This window comes from Streptomyces griseoruber (genome assembly GCF_001514205.1).
Taxonomy (GTDB): Bacteria; Actinomycetota; Actinomycetes; order Streptomycetales; family Streptomycetaceae; genus Streptomyces; species Streptomyces griseoruber.
Genome location: NZ_KQ948782.1, coordinates 134743 through 148911, shown reverse-complemented (window position 1 = coordinate 148911; position 14169 = coordinate 134743). Strand labels below are relative to the sequence as shown.

The 14169-nt window shown below is 74.0% G+C and carries 11 protein-coding genes and 1 pseudogene; 7 read left to right on the top strand and 5 right to left on the bottom strand.

Annotated elements, in window-relative coordinates:
• Positions 1–58 precede the first annotated feature (58 nt).
• Positions 59–1024, bottom strand: coding sequence for a D-alanyl-D-alanine carboxypeptidase family protein (locus AQJ64_RS38295; RefSeq protein ID WP_055632732.1), 966 nt, complete (start codon positions 1022–1024; stop codon positions 59–61).
• Positions 1025–1255: 231 nt separating this feature from the next.
• Between AQJ64_RS38295 and AQJ64_RS38290 the strand changes: the two genes are divergently transcribed.
• The 3 genes from AQJ64_RS38290 to AQJ64_RS38280 are packed head-to-tail and all read left to right on the top strand — an operon-like array spanning position 1256 to position 3320.
• Positions 1256–1852: a TetR/AcrR family transcriptional regulator gene (locus AQJ64_RS38290; RefSeq protein ID WP_055632731.1), complete on the top strand. Its 597-nt coding sequence runs from the start codon at positions 1256–1258 to the stop codon at positions 1850–1852.
• Positions 1853–1904: 52 nt separating this feature from the next.
• Positions 1905–2804 (top strand): amidohydrolase family protein, encoded by a 900-nt coding sequence (locus tag AQJ64_RS38285; RefSeq protein ID WP_055632730.1) that lies wholly within the window; start codon positions 1905–1907, stop codon positions 2802–2804.
• Between the two features lie 60 nt (positions 2805–2864).
• Complete coding sequence (locus tag AQJ64_RS38280) at positions 2865–3320, top strand: Lrp/AsnC family transcriptional regulator (protein WP_055632729.1); 456 nt, start codon at positions 2865–2867, stop codon at positions 3318–3320.
• 227 nt (positions 3321–3547) lie between these two features.
• Here AQJ64_RS38280 and AQJ64_RS38275 read toward each other — a convergent pair whose 3' ends face one another.
• On the bottom strand, positions 3548–4117 hold the full coding sequence (locus AQJ64_RS38275) for a TetR/AcrR family transcriptional regulator (RefSeq protein WP_055632728.1): 570 nt from the start codon (positions 4115–4117) through the stop codon (positions 3548–3550).
• Between the two features lie 130 nt (positions 4118–4247).
• A pseudogene (locus AQJ64_RS48640) lies at positions 4248–4346 on the bottom strand (short-chain dehydrogenase); the annotation flags it as partial.
• Positions 4347–4421: 75 nt separating this feature from the next.
• Here AQJ64_RS48640 and AQJ64_RS38265 point away from each other — a divergent pair.
• From AQJ64_RS38265 to AQJ64_RS38250, 4 genes are all read left to right on the top strand, one after another.
• Positions 4422–6254, top strand: a complete 1833-nt coding sequence (locus tag AQJ64_RS38265; protein ID WP_055632742.1) for an RNA ligase family protein — start codon at positions 4422–4424, stop codon at positions 6252–6254.
• Positions 6254–9148 carry a poly(A) polymerase gene (locus tag AQJ64_RS38260; RefSeq protein ID WP_055632726.1) on the top strand — a complete coding sequence of 965 codons (2895 nt, stop codon included), beginning with the start codon at positions 6254–6256 and terminating at the stop codon, positions 9146–9148. The genes AQJ64_RS38265 and AQJ64_RS38260 overlap by 1 nt, the downstream gene beginning before the upstream one ends.
• A 169-nt stretch (positions 9149–9317) precedes the next feature.
• Positions 9318–11009 (top strand): serine/threonine-protein kinase, encoded by a 1692-nt coding sequence (locus tag AQJ64_RS38255; RefSeq protein WP_159060333.1) that lies wholly within the window; start codon positions 9318–9320, stop codon positions 11007–11009.
• 92 nt (positions 11010–11101) lie between these two features.
• Positions 11102–11869, top strand: coding sequence for a GNAT family N-acetyltransferase (locus AQJ64_RS38250; RefSeq protein ID WP_206189833.1), 768 nt, complete (start codon positions 11102–11104; stop codon positions 11867–11869).
• Here the strand turns inward: AQJ64_RS38250 and AQJ64_RS47035 are convergent.
• Both AQJ64_RS47035 and ctaD read right to left on the bottom strand, forming a co-directional pair.
• On the bottom strand, positions 11854–12414 hold the full coding sequence (locus tag AQJ64_RS47035; RefSeq protein WP_206189832.1) for a hypothetical protein: 561 nt from the start codon (positions 12412–12414) through the stop codon (positions 11854–11856). The two genes, AQJ64_RS38250 and AQJ64_RS47035, sit on opposite strands and share 16 nt — an antisense overlap.
• A gap of 3 nt (positions 12415–12417) precedes the next feature.
• Complete coding sequence (gene ctaD / locus AQJ64_RS38240; protein ID WP_099054076.1) at positions 12418–14058, bottom strand: aa3-type cytochrome oxidase subunit I; 1641 nt, start codon at positions 14056–14058, stop codon at positions 12418–12420.
• Positions 14059–14169: the final 111 nt, after the last annotated feature.

Here is a 14169-nt window from a genome sequence, read left to right as displayed (position 1 = left end):
CGTGCGCAGGGACGACGGACCGCCGGTCCCCGTTCCGACGAACCGGCGGCGGCGGTGCTCAGCCGAAGTACGCCTGCTCGTTGACGTGGAACATGTAGTTCCGCCAGTTCGCCCGGATGTAGGTGAACCGCGCGGGGTCGTAGCTCCACAGCCGGTCCAGCGCGCCGGTGATCAGGCCGTCGTTCGCCCGGACGAAACCCAGGACCGCCTCCGCGACCGGGGCGTACGACCAGTGCCAGCGTTCCTGGCTGATCGCCGGGGTGTCCTGGGCCGACGCGGCCGAGTACGTCTGGAGGAAGCCGTAGCGGGACGCGTTCGCGCGCAGCCAGGCGTAGTGGGCGGCCTGCGGGCCGTCGTCCGTCCAGTTCTGGGGGGTGGTGTCGAAGAAGTCGGCGTCGGAGCCGAGGTGGTGGCGTGAGACGCCCGGCGCGGTGGAGGTGCGGAGTATCTCGATCTGGCGCTCGTCCGGGGTCATGGACGCCCAGACCGTGCGGTGGGATGCCTTGTCGGGGTCCCACTGCGGGTCCGTGCCCAGCTCGGTGGGGTACGTGGCGCGTGTCTCGTCGGTGATGACGCCGAAGGTGCCGGCGCCGCCCGAACCGGTGCGCAGGAAGTCGTACTTGCGGTCCCATATGGTCCGCTGGGTGGCCGCGGTCCGCACCCGGGAGACGACGACCGCGGCCCGGTCGGTGCCCGTGCCGGCCGCCGCGGCGTCCGCCAGGGCGTTGACCTGGGTGTCCAGCTCCGTCGGGATCGCGTCCGGGGCGGTGCCCGTGCCGGTGATCCAGGCCGCGACCGCCGCCGGATCCGCGGCGTCCAGCAGGGCCGTGATGTCGCTTCGGCGACCGTCGATGTCCTGCTGCGAGGAGAACACCCGCGGCGGCGGGGTCTCGTCCCCGAAGGCCGACCAGCCGACCCCGGCCGTGCCGAGGGCACCGGCGCCGGCCGTGGCCAGCAGCAGGAACCTTCGCCGACTGGGCCTTCTGTGGCGCCCCGGGACCGGCTCGTCGTTCGTGCCCTGCATGGTTGGCCCTCTCTCGACTCCACGCGGACGCGCCCTGCCCCTTGCCCGCCCCCGAACTCAGGGCACTCTAAGGGATACGAGCGGAGTTTCCGAGTCCGGGTCCCGTCAACCTCCTTTTCGGACAGGGCTGTTGACCAGCCGCGCGGCCGTAGCGGCACAGCCCTATGACGATGGTCATAGAATGGGCCGGTACGGGTTCCGAACGGCCGGACGAAGGGGCGGGGGTCAGGGATGGCGACGTCCGGGCGCGGGCCGCGCGAGCGGATGGTGTTCAGCGCGGCCCAGCTGCTGCGGCGCGGCGGGGTCGCCGCCACCGGGATGCGCGAGGTCGCCGTGCATGCCGCGGCACCGCGCGGCTCGCTCCAGCACTACTTCCCCGGCGGCAAGGAACAGCTCGTCAACGAGGCCGTGGGCTGGGCCGGACGGTACGCGGGCAAGCGCGTCGCCCGGCTCCTGGCCGCGCTGCCGGAGCCCACGCCGAGCGCGCTGTTCGCGGAGATGGTGCGCCAGTGGACGGACGAGTACGAGACCGCCGGCTTCGCGGGCGGCTGCCCGCTGGCCGCCGCCACCGTGGACTGCGCCGGGACCACCGCGTCCACGAGGGAGGCCACGGCCGCCGCCTTCGCCGCGTGGACCGCACCGCTGGCGGCGGCCCTGACCGGCATGGGCGTACCCGGGGGGCGGTCGGACGCGCTCGCCACGCTCATGATCAGCTCTCTGGAGGGCGCGATCATCATGGCCCGGGCGGAGCAGGACGTACGGGCCCTGACGACCGTGTCCCGGGAACTCGGCCCGCTGCTCGACGCGGCGGCGGGCAAGGCCGGTTGACGGCTTCCCCGGCGCGGACGCGCCCACCCCCCGACGACTTCGAGAGGGACGTATGACGGAAGCACACGACTGGGTGGGCGAGGCGGTCGCGGTACGGCGGTTCCAGGAGCGGCTCGGGCTGCCGGGACTCGTCGACGTGCACGTCCACTTCATGCCCGAGAACGTGCTGCGCAAGGTCTGGGACTACTTCGACGCGCTCGGCCCGCTGACCGGTGGCGTCGAGTGGCCCATCACCTACCGCGCGGAGGAGACCGAACGCCTCGCCGTGCTCCGGGACTTCGGCGTCCGCGCCTTCACGTCGATGGTCTATCCGCACAAGGAGGAGATGGCGCGGTGGCTGAACGGCTGGGCCGCCGGCTTCGCCCGCCGCACCCCCGACTGCCTGCACACCTCGACCCTGTTCCCCGAGCCGGGCGTCGAGTCCTACGTCAGGGAGGCGATCGAGTCGGGCGCGCGCGTCTTCAAGGCACACGTCCAGGTGGGGGCGTACGACCCGGCGGACGACCTCCTCGACCCCGCCTGGGGACTGCTCGCCGAGGCCGGGGTCCCGGTCGTGATCCACTGCGGCTCGGGTCCCGCGCCGGGCAAGTACACCGGCCCCGAGCGGGTGGAGCGGGTCCTCGCCCGGCACCCCCGCCTCCGGCTGATCGTCGCGCACATGGGGATGCCCGAGTACGAGGACTTCCTGACCCTCGCCGAGCGGTACCAGGAGGTCAGACTCGACACCACGATGGCCTTCACCGACTTCGCGGACCGTTTCGCCCCGTTCCCCCCGGACGCCCTGTCCCGGCTCTCCGGCCTGGCCGACCGTGTCCTCCTCGGCAGCGACTTCCCCAACATCCCCTATCCGTACGTCCATCAGCTGGAGGCTCTGGAACGCCTGGGGCTGGGCGACGGCTGGCTGCGGGGCGTCTGTCACGACAACGGGGCGCGTCTGTTCGGGCTGGAGTGAGCGCGGTGGGTCCACGGCGTTTGATTGCCCCGGCCGGGGAATCCGTGGTAATTCTCCGCCATGACCGCGATTTCCCCGTTCACCCCTGACGCCGTCGACTGGCGCATCCTCGACGTCCTCCAGCGCGACGGCCGGGCCAGCTTCGCCGACCTCGCGCGGGCCGTCTCCATGTCGCCCAGCGCGGTCACCGAGCGGGTGCGACGACTGGAGGAGGCGGGGATCATCAGCGGCTACGCGGCGGTCGTGGACCCGGAGAAGGTCGGGCTGACGATCCTGGCGTTCGTGCGGCTGCGCTACCCCAACGGCAACTACAAGCCCTTCCACGACCTGGTCGAGGCGATGCCGGAGATCCTGGAGGCCCATCATGTGACCGGTGACGACTGTTTCGTCATCAAGGTCGCGGCGCGTTCCATGCGCCATCTGGAGGAGATCTCCGGCCGCATCGGCACCCTGGGCTCCGTCACGACCAGCGTCGTGTACTCGTCCCCGCTGCCCCGGCGCCCCGTGGGCCACTGAGACGCACGGTGCCCCGTGCGGTGGACCGAGGGCCGAGAATCCGACGGAGCGGGCCGTCGTCGACGAGCACGGCACGGTCACCGAGTGGTGCGCTGCCCGGCCACCCGGCGGCGGAGATCGTCGGCAGTCGGGCCGTCACCCCTGGCCGACGGGGAGCCGCCCGGCGAGGCACCGCCCGGAGGCGTTCGGCGCGGGGGCATCCGCCGCCCGCGTGACCGCAGTCGCCCTCATGCCACGCCCGCGGCGTCGAGCAGGGTGACGACCGTCGGCGTGATCAGGCCGGACAGGGTGTCGGCCTTGATGCCGGCCCGGGCGCTCGCCCCGTCGAAGAGCAGGATGAGCTGACGCGCCAGCAGCTCCGGGTCGTGCGCGCCGCCGCGGACGGCCTCGGTGCGGAAGAAGTCGGTGAGGCCCAGCTTGATCCTCCGGGCGACTCGGCTCGCCGGATGCTCCGGGTCCTTGAGCTCGATCTGCACGGCGAGATACGGGCAGCCCCGGAACTCCGGCGCGGCCGACTGCGCCGCCAGCTCCGCGAAGACGTGCAGGATCCGCTCGCGCGGTGTCCCGGCGGCGTCGCCCTCGGGCAGCAGCCGGGCGGCGTAGCCGGCGGCCCGCCGCTCCAGGCTCGCCGCCAGCAACGCGTCCTTGCTCTCGAAGAGCTGGTACATCGACCGTTTGGACACCCCCGCCGTCCGGCACAGCGCCTCGACACCGATCCCGACACCCTCGGTGTAGGCCAGCGTCGCCGCCGCGTCCAGCAGCCGCTCACGGGAACCGGGCTTCGCGTCCATGGTCATGGGGAGAGGCTAGCTCCGGGGAGCGCCGACCCGGAACCGCGGCGTCTCACGGGGCGAGCTGGGAGTGGAGGGACACCACGTCGCCCGTCGGCGCGCCCTTCACCCAGCGGGTGATGTCGTCGGCCAGGACCAGGACGGAGTGGACGGTGAGGACGTGGCCGCCGCCGTTGGCCTCGAGGACCGGGACGAAGGCGCGGGTGAGCAGGAGCGGGCCGTAGAAGTTGATCTCGTCAGCGCCCTCCTCGGCCACTCCGCCCCGTAAACCGTTGGAGGCCCCGTTTCCCCCGCTCCTATAGTGGCCGCCATGCGCACCGCCTACCCCCGAACTCCCCATCTGCCCTGGTCACCCGGTGTCTCCGCCGACGATGTGCGGGCCACGGGCCTCGAGGGGTTCGCCGGGCGGGAGGTCGTCGTCACCGAGAAGCTCGACGGGGAGAACACCACGCTGTACGCGGACGGACTGCACGCGCGGTCCGTGGATTCCGCGCACCATCCGTCCCGGGCGTGGGTCAAGGCGCTCCAGGGGCGCGTGGCGGCGCGGATACCGGCGGGATGGCGGGTGTGCGGCGAGAACATGTACGCCCGCCACTCCCTCCCGTACGACACCCTGGACGGCTACTTCTACGGCTTCTCCGTCTGGGACGCCCGCGACCGGTGCCTGGGCTGGGACGAGACCGTGCGGTTCCTGCGCGGGCTGGGGGTGCCGGTGCCGCCGGTGCTGTGGCGCGGGGTGTTCGACGAACGGGCGCTGCGGCGGCTGCGGGTGGAGACCGGGCGGCAGGAGGGGTTCGTCGTACGGACCGCGGAGGGCTTCGCACGGGCGGAGTTCGCCGGGCGGGTGGCCAAGTGGGTGCGGTCCGGGCATGTCACGACGGACACCCACTGGATGCACACGGCGGTGGTGGCGAACGGACTCGGCCCCGCCGCGCCGCTGTGGGCCGTACGGTCCGGAGCGGCGCCGGACGCGCGGGCGCTGGCCGCGCGTCTCGGCATCCCCCGCCTCGACGCGAAGGCGAGCGGCGACGCGCACGCCGCTCTCGGCACGGCCCCCGGCCCCGGTGCGGCCGCCGGCTCAGGTGCGGCCCCCGGCTCAGGTACGGCCCCCGGCTTCGACGCGGCCGCCGCCGAGGACGTGGCCGCCCGGCTGGACGTGCTCGGTCGCGGCGGGGACGCCCGGCTCGCGGGGGTGCTCGCCGCGCTGCTGCACCGCACACCCCGGGCGAGGCTGCTGAGCGGGGCCGCCGGGGCGCTGGGGGTGCCGCTCGCGCGGCGGGTCGCCGATCTGGTGGGGCTGCACGGCGCGCTGCACCGGCCGTACCCGGACGGGGAGCGGCGGGCGGGGCTCGTGCGGATGTCGTTCGCGGCCGATCTCGGAGTGCTGCACGCCGTCGCGGGGGCGGTCGCCGGGGACGACGAGGCGCGTGAGCAGGTGGAGTGGTCCGCGCTGCACGCGCAGGAGGCCGGGCTGTTCGGTGAGGCGCCGCTGGGCGCGCTGCGGGCCGGGCTGCGCGAGGCGCTGGAGCGCGACGGGATCGGCGGCGCGGCGGCGGACCGCTGCTGGACGGAGACGCGGGAGGCGTACGCCCGGGGGCGGGTCCGCACGGTGGCGGAGGCCGTCGCGGCGACCTGGCGGTGGCGGGGCGGACAGTCGCCCCGGCTGGTGCAGCTCGTGGGGCCGTCCGGCAGCGGCAAGAGCGCCTTCGCGGCGCGGCTGGAGGGCGTCTCGGCGTGTGTCTCGCTGGACGGGCTGCGGGAGGCGCGCGGCGCGCGGGCGGACCAGAAGGCCAACGGGGAGGTGCTGCGGGAGGGCCTGGACCGGCTGGACCGGGCGCTGGCGGCCGACGCCGGCCAGGTGGTGTGGGACGCCACCTCGCTCAACCCGCACCAGCGGTCCCTGGTGCACGCCGTGGCCCGCCGCCGCGACGCGCTGGTCACGCATGCCGTGCTGGTCACGGGCGAGGACGAGCTCGTACGACGCAACGCCGGGCGTGCGCATCCGGTGCCGGCCGACGTGCTGGCGGGGCAGCTGCGCCGGTACGTGCCGCCGTACCCCGGCCAGGCGCACCGGACCTGGTACGTCGGCGCGGACGGGACCGTGCAGGACCGTGACGGCACACTGGAGGGGGAGGACGGCTGATGCGTACCAGCGAGGAGATCTACCACCGGGTGCGCTGGGATCCGCGGTTCGACCCCGCGCGGTTCGTGCTCGGCATCAACCAGCGCCATGCCGCGCCGAAGCGGGTGCCGCTGCCGGCGTTCGTGCCGGGCGGCGAGATCCCCTGGCACCGGGTGCTGTTCGTGGAGGCGGACGGCGAGCTGGTGTGGGACCGCGCCACCGGGGTGGACCGCATCGACGCCTCCGGCGCCGGCCGGGTGCGCGAGGCGCGGCGACTGCGGGCGCCCTTCTTCACCGCGCGCACCCCGCACGCCTGGGACGCGGTGGCCGGACGATGGCGGCCCGCCCCGCCGTCCCCGGCGCCGGCGCCGGACGCGGGGCGCGACCGGGTGCGGATCCTGACCTGGAACACGCTCTGGGACCGCTACGACAGCGACCGCATCGACACCGCCCGGCGCCGCCCGCTGCTGCTCGAGGCGCTGGAGCGCGCCGACGCGGACGTCATCGCCCTCCAGGAGGTCGAGGCGGGGCTGCTGACCATGCTGCTGGACGCGGACTGGACACGCGCGGGCTACACCCTCGCCACCGACCCCTACGGGAAGGACGTCGACGACTGCGGGCTGCTCCTGCTCAGCCGACTGCCCGTGCGGGAGGGGGCCCTGCACGTCCTCGGGCACCACAAGGCCGTCACCGCCCTCGTCGTGGACACCGCGTCGGGACCGCTGACCGTGGCCGCCACCCATCTGACGAGCGACCACTCCGAGGACGGGCCGGCCCGGCGCGCCGCCGAACTGACCCGGCTCGCCGAGGGGCTGTCGGGTGTGCCGGGCGGTCTGGTCCTGGTCGGCGACTTCAACGACGGCGGGCCGGGACCGGCGCGCACCCTCGGCATGCTCGACGCCTGGACCGAGACCCACGGGCCGGGCGACGACTCCCCCACCTTCGACCCCGGCGTGAACCCGCTGGCCGCCGTCTCCTCCCTCAGCGGCCGGGCCTCCCGCCTCGACCGGGTCTTCGTCCGCCCCGCCGACGGCCCGCGCGTGACCGGCGCCGCGCTGCTCGGCGACACGCCCACCCCGCAGGGGCCGTACCTCTCCGACCACTACGGGGTCGCCGCCGAGCTGTACTGCGGCACCGGTGCGCCCGTCGACATGCTCGACCTCGCGCCGACGCCCCGTACGGCACTGGCCTGGGTTCCGCCGCGTGAGCTGTGGCCCGCGATCCAGGATGTGCGCCGGGACCACGATGTGCAGATCCGGCGCTGGCCGCCGCACGTCAACGTGCTGTTCGGCTTCGTCCCCGAGTCGGAGTTCGAGCGGGCGGCGCCGCTGCTCGCCACGGCGGCCGCGCAGGTCCAGCCGTTCACGGCCCGGCTCGACGGGCTGCACAGCTTCGGGCACCGGCACGGCGCGACCGTGTGGCTGGACCCCGCCGCGGCCGACGAGACGCCGTGGGCGGAACTGTGGCAGGCCCTCGTACGGCGCTTCCCGCGCTCCCGGGGGCACCACGAGGGGTTCACCCCGCATCTGAGCCTCGGCCGGACCGCGGACCCGCACGCGGTCGAGGCCGACTGCGCGGCCCGTCTCTCCCCCATGACCGCGCGGGTCGGCGAACTGGTCCTGCTCTCCCGGCGCGGCGACGAACCGATGCGGCCGCGGGCCACGGTCGCCCTCGGCACCGGCGAGGTGCGCTGGCTGCCCGAGCCCGCGGTCGGCCGCCCCGACCGGGACTGGGCGGACTGGGCCGGACCCGCCGCCGGCCAGGACGTCCTGCCCGCCGCGGACGGGGCGGCGGCCGAGCGGGTCGTACGGCGCCTGGCGGACGCGTTCGCCGAGGGCGCGGTCGAGGTGGCCGGGTCCCGGCGCATGGGCTGCGCGTTGGCGGGCGCCGACCTCGACGTGGTGGCCGCGCTGCCGGGGGCGGTCGACCTCGCGGCCGTACGGGAGCGGGTCACGGCGGCGCTGCCGGACGCGGCGCGGGTGCGTGAGGTCGTCGGCGCGCGGGTGCCGGGGCTGCGGTTGCGTGCCGAAGGGCTCGACGTGGACCTGGTGGTCGTGGGGACGGGGCCGGTGCCGCCGCGGGACGCGGTGGCGCGGCGGGCCGAGCTGGGCGAGGCCGCGGCGGTCGCGCTGAGCGCGGTGTCCGACGCCGACGCGGTCCTGACGGCGGTGGGCGCGCAGGGAGCGCCGGGGTTCGCTTCGCTGGCGCGCACCGTGAAGGCGTGGGCGCGGGCGCGCGGGCTGGACTCCGCGCCGTTCGGCGGGCTGCCCGGGGTGGCGTGGGCGGTGCTCGCGGCCCGTACGGTCCGGGAGGCGCCGGCCGGCGCGGACGACACCGAGCTGCTGCGGCGGTTCTTCGGCACCTGGGCCGCGTGGGACTGGCGCGAGCCCGTCGCCCTCACCGGGGAGGGCCCGGCGGACGGGGGCGCGCTGACCGTGCTGACCCCCGGCGCGCCCGTGCGCTCCTGCACCGGGCAGGTCGGGGCCGGTACGCGGGATCTGCTGAGCCAGGAGCTGTACCGGGCCTGGGACCTCGTGGAGACCGCGGCCGGGTCCGGGACGGATCCCCGGCCGGCGCTGCTGTCGCCGCCGCCCCTGCACCGGCGCCACGCGGCCTGGGCGGTGGTGACGGTCCGGGCCCGCCGCCCGGAGGACTTCGACGAGCTGAACGGGCGGGTGCGGGGACGGATGCGGGCGCTGCTCGCGGCGCTGGAGGAGTCGGGCGTGCCGGAGGCCCACGCCTGGCCGCGGACGCTGCTCGCCGAGCCGGCGACCGCGCGGTACGCGATCGGGCTCGGGCGCACCTCACCGCGTGCCGGGGAGCGGCTCGCGAGCGTCGCCGACCGCTGGCTCACGGGCCTGCCCGGGGTCGAGTGGGAGTGCGTCGAGGGCGGGGCGCTGCCCACGCCGAAGTGATCCCCGCCGGTTCCGTGGAGTCCCAAGCCCGAGCAAAATACATACATTTGTGCGACAAGTCGATGCATATCCCCTGGGGGGATTTTCGCCAGTATGGTGGCGGGCGAATCCACGGCAGCCGGTACGACGTCGGGCTGCCGCATGCCGTCAGGGGGGCAGAGCCATACGGGTGCTCGCGGAGAGATACGAACTGGTGGAGGCGGTGGGGCGCGGTGGCATGGGGGAGGTCTGGCGCGCCACGGACCGGGAGCTCGGCCGTACGGTGGCGGTCAAGGTCCTGCCGCCGGACCTCACCCGCCACGAGGAGTTCCGCGTCCGGTTCCGCCGGGAGGCGCGCACGGTCGCCTCGCTCAACCACCGCAACGTCGCCGTCCTGCACGACGTCGGCGAGGACACCACGGACGGCGAGACGACGCCGTTCCTCGTCATGGAGTTCATCGAGGGGCGCACGCTGACCGACGCCCTCACCGAGGGGCCGTTCACGGTCGAACGGGCCCTGGCCGTCGGCAGGGACATCGCCGACGCCCTCGCGCACAGCCATGGCCAGGGCCTCATCCACCGGGACATCAAGCCGTCCAACGTCATGCTGACGTCCGGGGGCGACATCAAGGTCCTGGACTTCGGGATCGCCAAGGTCGTCGCGGAGACCACCACCCGGCTCACCGCCACGGGCATGACGGTCGGCACCCCCGCCTATCTCTCCCCCGAGCAGCTCACGGGGCGGCCGGTGGACGGCCGTTCCGACCAGTACTCCAGCGGCTGCCTGCTGTACGAACTGCTGACCGGCCGTCCGCCGTTCGTCGGCGACTCCCCGTTCGCGGTGATGCACCAGCACATCAGCCAGGAGCCTCTCGTACCGTCCCGGCTGCGCCCGCAGATCCCGGCCGCCGTCGACGCTCTCGTGCTGCGGACGCTGGCGAAGGACCGCGAGGAGCGGCTCGGCAGCGCGGCGGAGCTGCGGGAGGCGCTGGCGCAGACCCTCGCCGCGCTGAGCGCGCCGGTGACGGCACCGGCCCGGCAGGCCGCCGCCCCGGTGCCGGCCGCGCCTCCCGCGCCGCCCGCCCCCACCGTCCCGCCCGCCCGCACGTCCGCCTGTCCCCAGGCGGGACCGGGCCACACGACACTGGCCCGGCAGGAGACCCGCACCGCTCCCACACCGCCGAGGCCCGTCGGCCCGCCACCGGGTGAGCCGCCCGGCCCGGACGCCTCCGACGGCGGCTCGCCCCCGGACCCCGGCGCCTCGTCCCGTACGCGACGCTTCCCCCTCGGCACCGGACGGCTCGTCGCCCTGCTGGGCCTCGCCGCCTCCGGTGTCGTCACCATCGGCTACCAGGATCTGTACGACGACTCCCTCGCACCGCTCATCGGCGTGTGGGTGGCCACCGCCGTGCTCGGGCTCGCCCTGTTCCGCTGGTTCCCCCTCACCTCGACGTGCCTGTGGTGGGGCGCCGGGGCCCTGGCCGTCGCGAGCGTCACGGCGGGCGGTGCGGCCCCCGACTCCGGCTACTCGTCCGAGTACGGATCGCTCTACTACTACGACTCCTACAGCAGCGAGTACTACGGGGCCTCGCCCGACGGGTTCGACCGCGTCGAGATCTTCGCCGCGCCGCTGCTCGCCCTCGCCGTGCTCTGTCTGGTCCGCGCACTGCGCCCCCGGACCCCCTCACCGCTCGCGGCGGCCTGCGCGCTGACCCTGGGCGGCACCGGAGTCGGCTGGCTGGCCTTCGACGACGAGGGCCAGACCGGGGTGTTCTCGGTCGCCTGGGGCCTGGTCGTGATCATGGCCGTCCTCCTGGAGATCCGTGCCCGCCGGAACACCCCGCCCCGCGCCCGCCGCCGGCTGCGGTTCGTGGCCGAGTAGCGGCGGGCCGCGGCTCGCCGCGCACACTTCCCTCGAACGGTCAAAGGAGCAGGGTGACCCCTCGTACGGATCTTGCGGACTCGGTCGAGTCGATGCAGCAACTCGCCACCGTCTGGCGGGCCATGGTCCTCGACCGGGACGCCGAGGCGGACGTCAGGGACCTGCCGGGGATCGCCGTCCGCTGGGCCGACTGCCGCTTCGCCTTCTGGAACTGCCTCACGCTCACCGAGGTGGGGGCGGACGCGGCCCTGACCCGACGGCGCCTGGCGGAGGCGGCGGACATCATGCGGGCGAAGCGACACCCCGGCTTCCTCTGGGTCTTCGAGGACCTCCTCGGCACCGGGGCACGCGCGGGTCTCACGGAGGCGGCCGAACGAGCGGGCCTCGCCTACGCCTTCCCCGGCACCGGCATGGCCGGTGATCTGCTCCCGCTCCCCGAGCCCGCCCACCCCGACCTCACGTTCGTCCGCGTGAGCACCGACGAGCACCTGCGCGCCTACGCCGACCTCAACTCCCGCGCCTACGGCTTCCCCCTGGCCGACGGCCGCGACGGACTGGCCGGCTCCACGCTCTGGAAGCGGGGCGTGCACGCCTGGCTGGGCCTGCGGGAGGAGATCCCGGTGACCTGCGCCGCGACCGTCGAGGCCGACGGCCGGCTGTTCGTCGTCCTCGTCGCCACGGACCCGCGGTGGGAGCGCAGGGGCTACGGCGAAGCCGTGACCCGGAAGGCCCTGTACGAAGGCGCCCGGGCCACCGGACTGACCCGGGCCACCCTGCACGCGACCGCGGCGGGCGCCCCGGTCTACCCCCGCATCGGCTTCGCGCCGAACTCGCCCCTGCGCTTCTACGGCCTCCGGTAGCCGCCCGCCCCGGCACGGCGGCGGGCCAGGCCCGCGTACGTCACCGCGAGGACGACCGACAGGGCGACGATCCCGGTCGGCGCCACGGCGAGCGACAGCAGGTCAGGGCCCCGCTCCCGCGCCACGGCCATCTCCAGTGCCGCCGTGGTCACCGCCGTGAACAGCCCACAGGCGAGGAGCACGGCGACGACCCGCCGGCTCCGGCCGGGGCCGGCGGGACGCGGGTCCGCGCGCAACTCCGCCCAGTCGTGCGCGGCCTGACGTGCCTCACGCCGCCGCTGTACGACCGCACGGCCCCGCAGGACCGCCGTGACGGCCGCTCCGGTGACCGCCGCGGCGGCGGGCGCCCACCAGGCCTCCGCCAGGACCAGCAGCAAGGCGATGACCCCGGTCGTGCTCCAGCCGCTCAGACAGGCGGCCGCGGCGGTGCGGCGGGAGTCGGGACGGTCGGCGCCGGCCCGCAGGTCGACGAGGGCCGGCAGATACCAGACACAGCCGGACACGGTCACCATCGCGGCGCCGAGAGCGGCGACGGGCTGGACCACGGCCTAGCCCTCCGCCTCGAGCGCGGCGATCTCCGGGTGGCGCAGGTCGAAGGCGGGCGACTCGCTGCGGATGCGGGGCAGGCTGGTGAAGTTGTGGCGCGGGGGCGGGCAGGAGGTGGCCCACTCCAGGGAGCGGCCGTAGCCCCAGGGATCGTCCACGGTGACCGGCTTGCCGTACTTGGCGGTCTTCCAGACGTTGTAGAGGAACGGCAGGATCGACAGGCCGAGCAGGAACGCCCCGATGGTGGACAGGGTGTTGAGGGCGGTGAAGCCGTCGGCGGCCAGGTAGTCGGCGTAGCGGCGGGGCATGCCCTCCGCGCCCAGCCAGTGCTGGACCAGGAACGTGAGGTGGAAGCCGACCGTGAGCGTCCAGAAGGTGATCTTGCCGAGGCGTTCGTCGAGCATCTTGCCGGTGAACTTGGGCCACCAGAAGTGGAAGCCGGCGAACATCGCGTACACGACCGTGCCGAAGACGGTGTAGTGGAAGTGGGCGACGACGAAGTACGAGTCGGAGAGGTGGAAGTCCATCGGGGGTGACGCGAGGATCACTCCGGTGAGGCCGCCGAAGACGAACGTGACGAGGAAGCCCGTGGTCCACAGCATCGGCGTCTCGAAGGACAGCGAGCCCTTCCACATGGTGCCGATCCAGTTGAAGAACTTCACGCCGGTCGGGACGGCGATGAGGAACGTCATGAAGGAGAAGAAGGGCAGGAGCACCCCGCCGGTGACGTACATGTGGTGGGCCCACACGGTCACCGACAGGCCCGCGATGGCGATGGTCGCGCCGATCAGGCCCATGTAGCCGAACATCGGCTTGCGGCTGAAGACGGGGATCACCTCGGAGACGATCCCGAAGAACGGCAGCGCCAGGATGTAGACCTCGGGATGTCCGAAGAACCAGAACAGGTGCTGCCAGAGCAGGGCGCCGCCGTTCGCCGCGTCGAAGACATGGCTGCCGAACTTGCGGTCGCACTCCAGCGCGAACAGGGCCGCCGCGAGGACGGGGAACACGATCAGGACCAGGACGCCGGTCAGCAGCACGTTCCAGGTGAAGATCGGCATGCGGAACATGGTCATGCCGGGGGCGCGCATACAGATGATCGTGGTGATGAAGTTGACGGCGCCGGCGATCGAACCGAACCCCGACAGCGCCACGCCCATGATCCACAGGTCTGCGCCGAGGCCCGGCGAGTGCACGGAGTCCGACAGCGGCGCGTAGAGGAACCAGCCGAAGGACGCCGCCCCGCCCGGGGTGAGGAAACCGAAGGCCGCGATCGACGAACCGAACAGGAAGAGCCAGAAGGCCAGCATGTTCAGCCGGGGGAAGGCGACGTCCGGGGCGCCGATCTGGAGCGGCATGATCCAGTTGGCGAACCCGGTGAACAGCGGCATCGCGAACATCAGCAGCATGATCGAGCCGTGCATCGTGAACGCCTGGTTGAACTGCTCGTTCGACATCAACTGGAGTCCCGGCCGGGCGAGTTCGGCCCGCATCAGCAGCGCCAGCACGCCGCCGACGATGAAGAACACGAACGCGCTGACCAGATACAGCGTGCCGATCCTCTTGTGGTCGGTGGTCGTCAGCCACTCCACCCAGGAGGGCCGGGCCGGAGTCTCCGCGTCCCTCCCCCGCGTGGTCTCCACCAGTTCTGTACGTACCTCGTCCACCGGTGCGTGTCCTCCCCTTGCTTTCCTGACGGCCTTGCTTTCCTGACGGCCTGGCTTCCGGCCGGCTCGGTTCCCGCCGACCCAAGA

What these genes read in the sequence shown, in the direction of transcription:
- AQJ64_RS38290 (WP_055632731.1), top strand. Translation starts at nt 1,256, where the DNA reads ATGGCGACGTCCGGGCGCGGGCCGCGCGAGCGGATGGTGTTCAGCGCG.
- AQJ64_RS38295 (WP_055632732.1), bottom strand. Translation starts at nt 1,024, where the DNA reads ATGCAGGGCACGAACGACGAGCCGGTCCCGGGGCGCCACAGAAGGCCC.
- AQJ64_RS38250 (WP_206189833.1), top strand. Translation starts at nt 11,102, where the DNA reads ATGCAGCAACTCGCCACCGTCTGGCGGGCCATGGTCCTCGACCGGGAC.
- AQJ64_RS38280 (WP_055632729.1), top strand. Translation starts at nt 2,865, where the DNA reads ATGACCGCGATTTCCCCGTTCACCCCTGACGCCGTCGACTGGCGCATC.
- AQJ64_RS38265 (WP_055632742.1), top strand. Translation starts at nt 4,422, where the DNA reads ATGCGCACCGCCTACCCCCGAACTCCCCATCTGCCCTGGTCACCCGGT.
- AQJ64_RS38260 (WP_055632726.1), top strand. Translation starts at nt 6,254, where the DNA reads ATGCGTACCAGCGAGGAGATCTACCACCGGGTGCGCTGGGATCCGCGG.
- AQJ64_RS38285 (WP_055632730.1), top strand. Translation starts at nt 1,905, where the DNA reads ATGACGGAAGCACACGACTGGGTGGGCGAGGCGGTCGCGGTACGGCGG.
- AQJ64_RS38275 (WP_055632728.1), bottom strand. Translation starts at nt 4,117, where the DNA reads ATGACCATGGACGCGAAGCCCGGTTCCCGTGAGCGGCTGCTGGACGCG.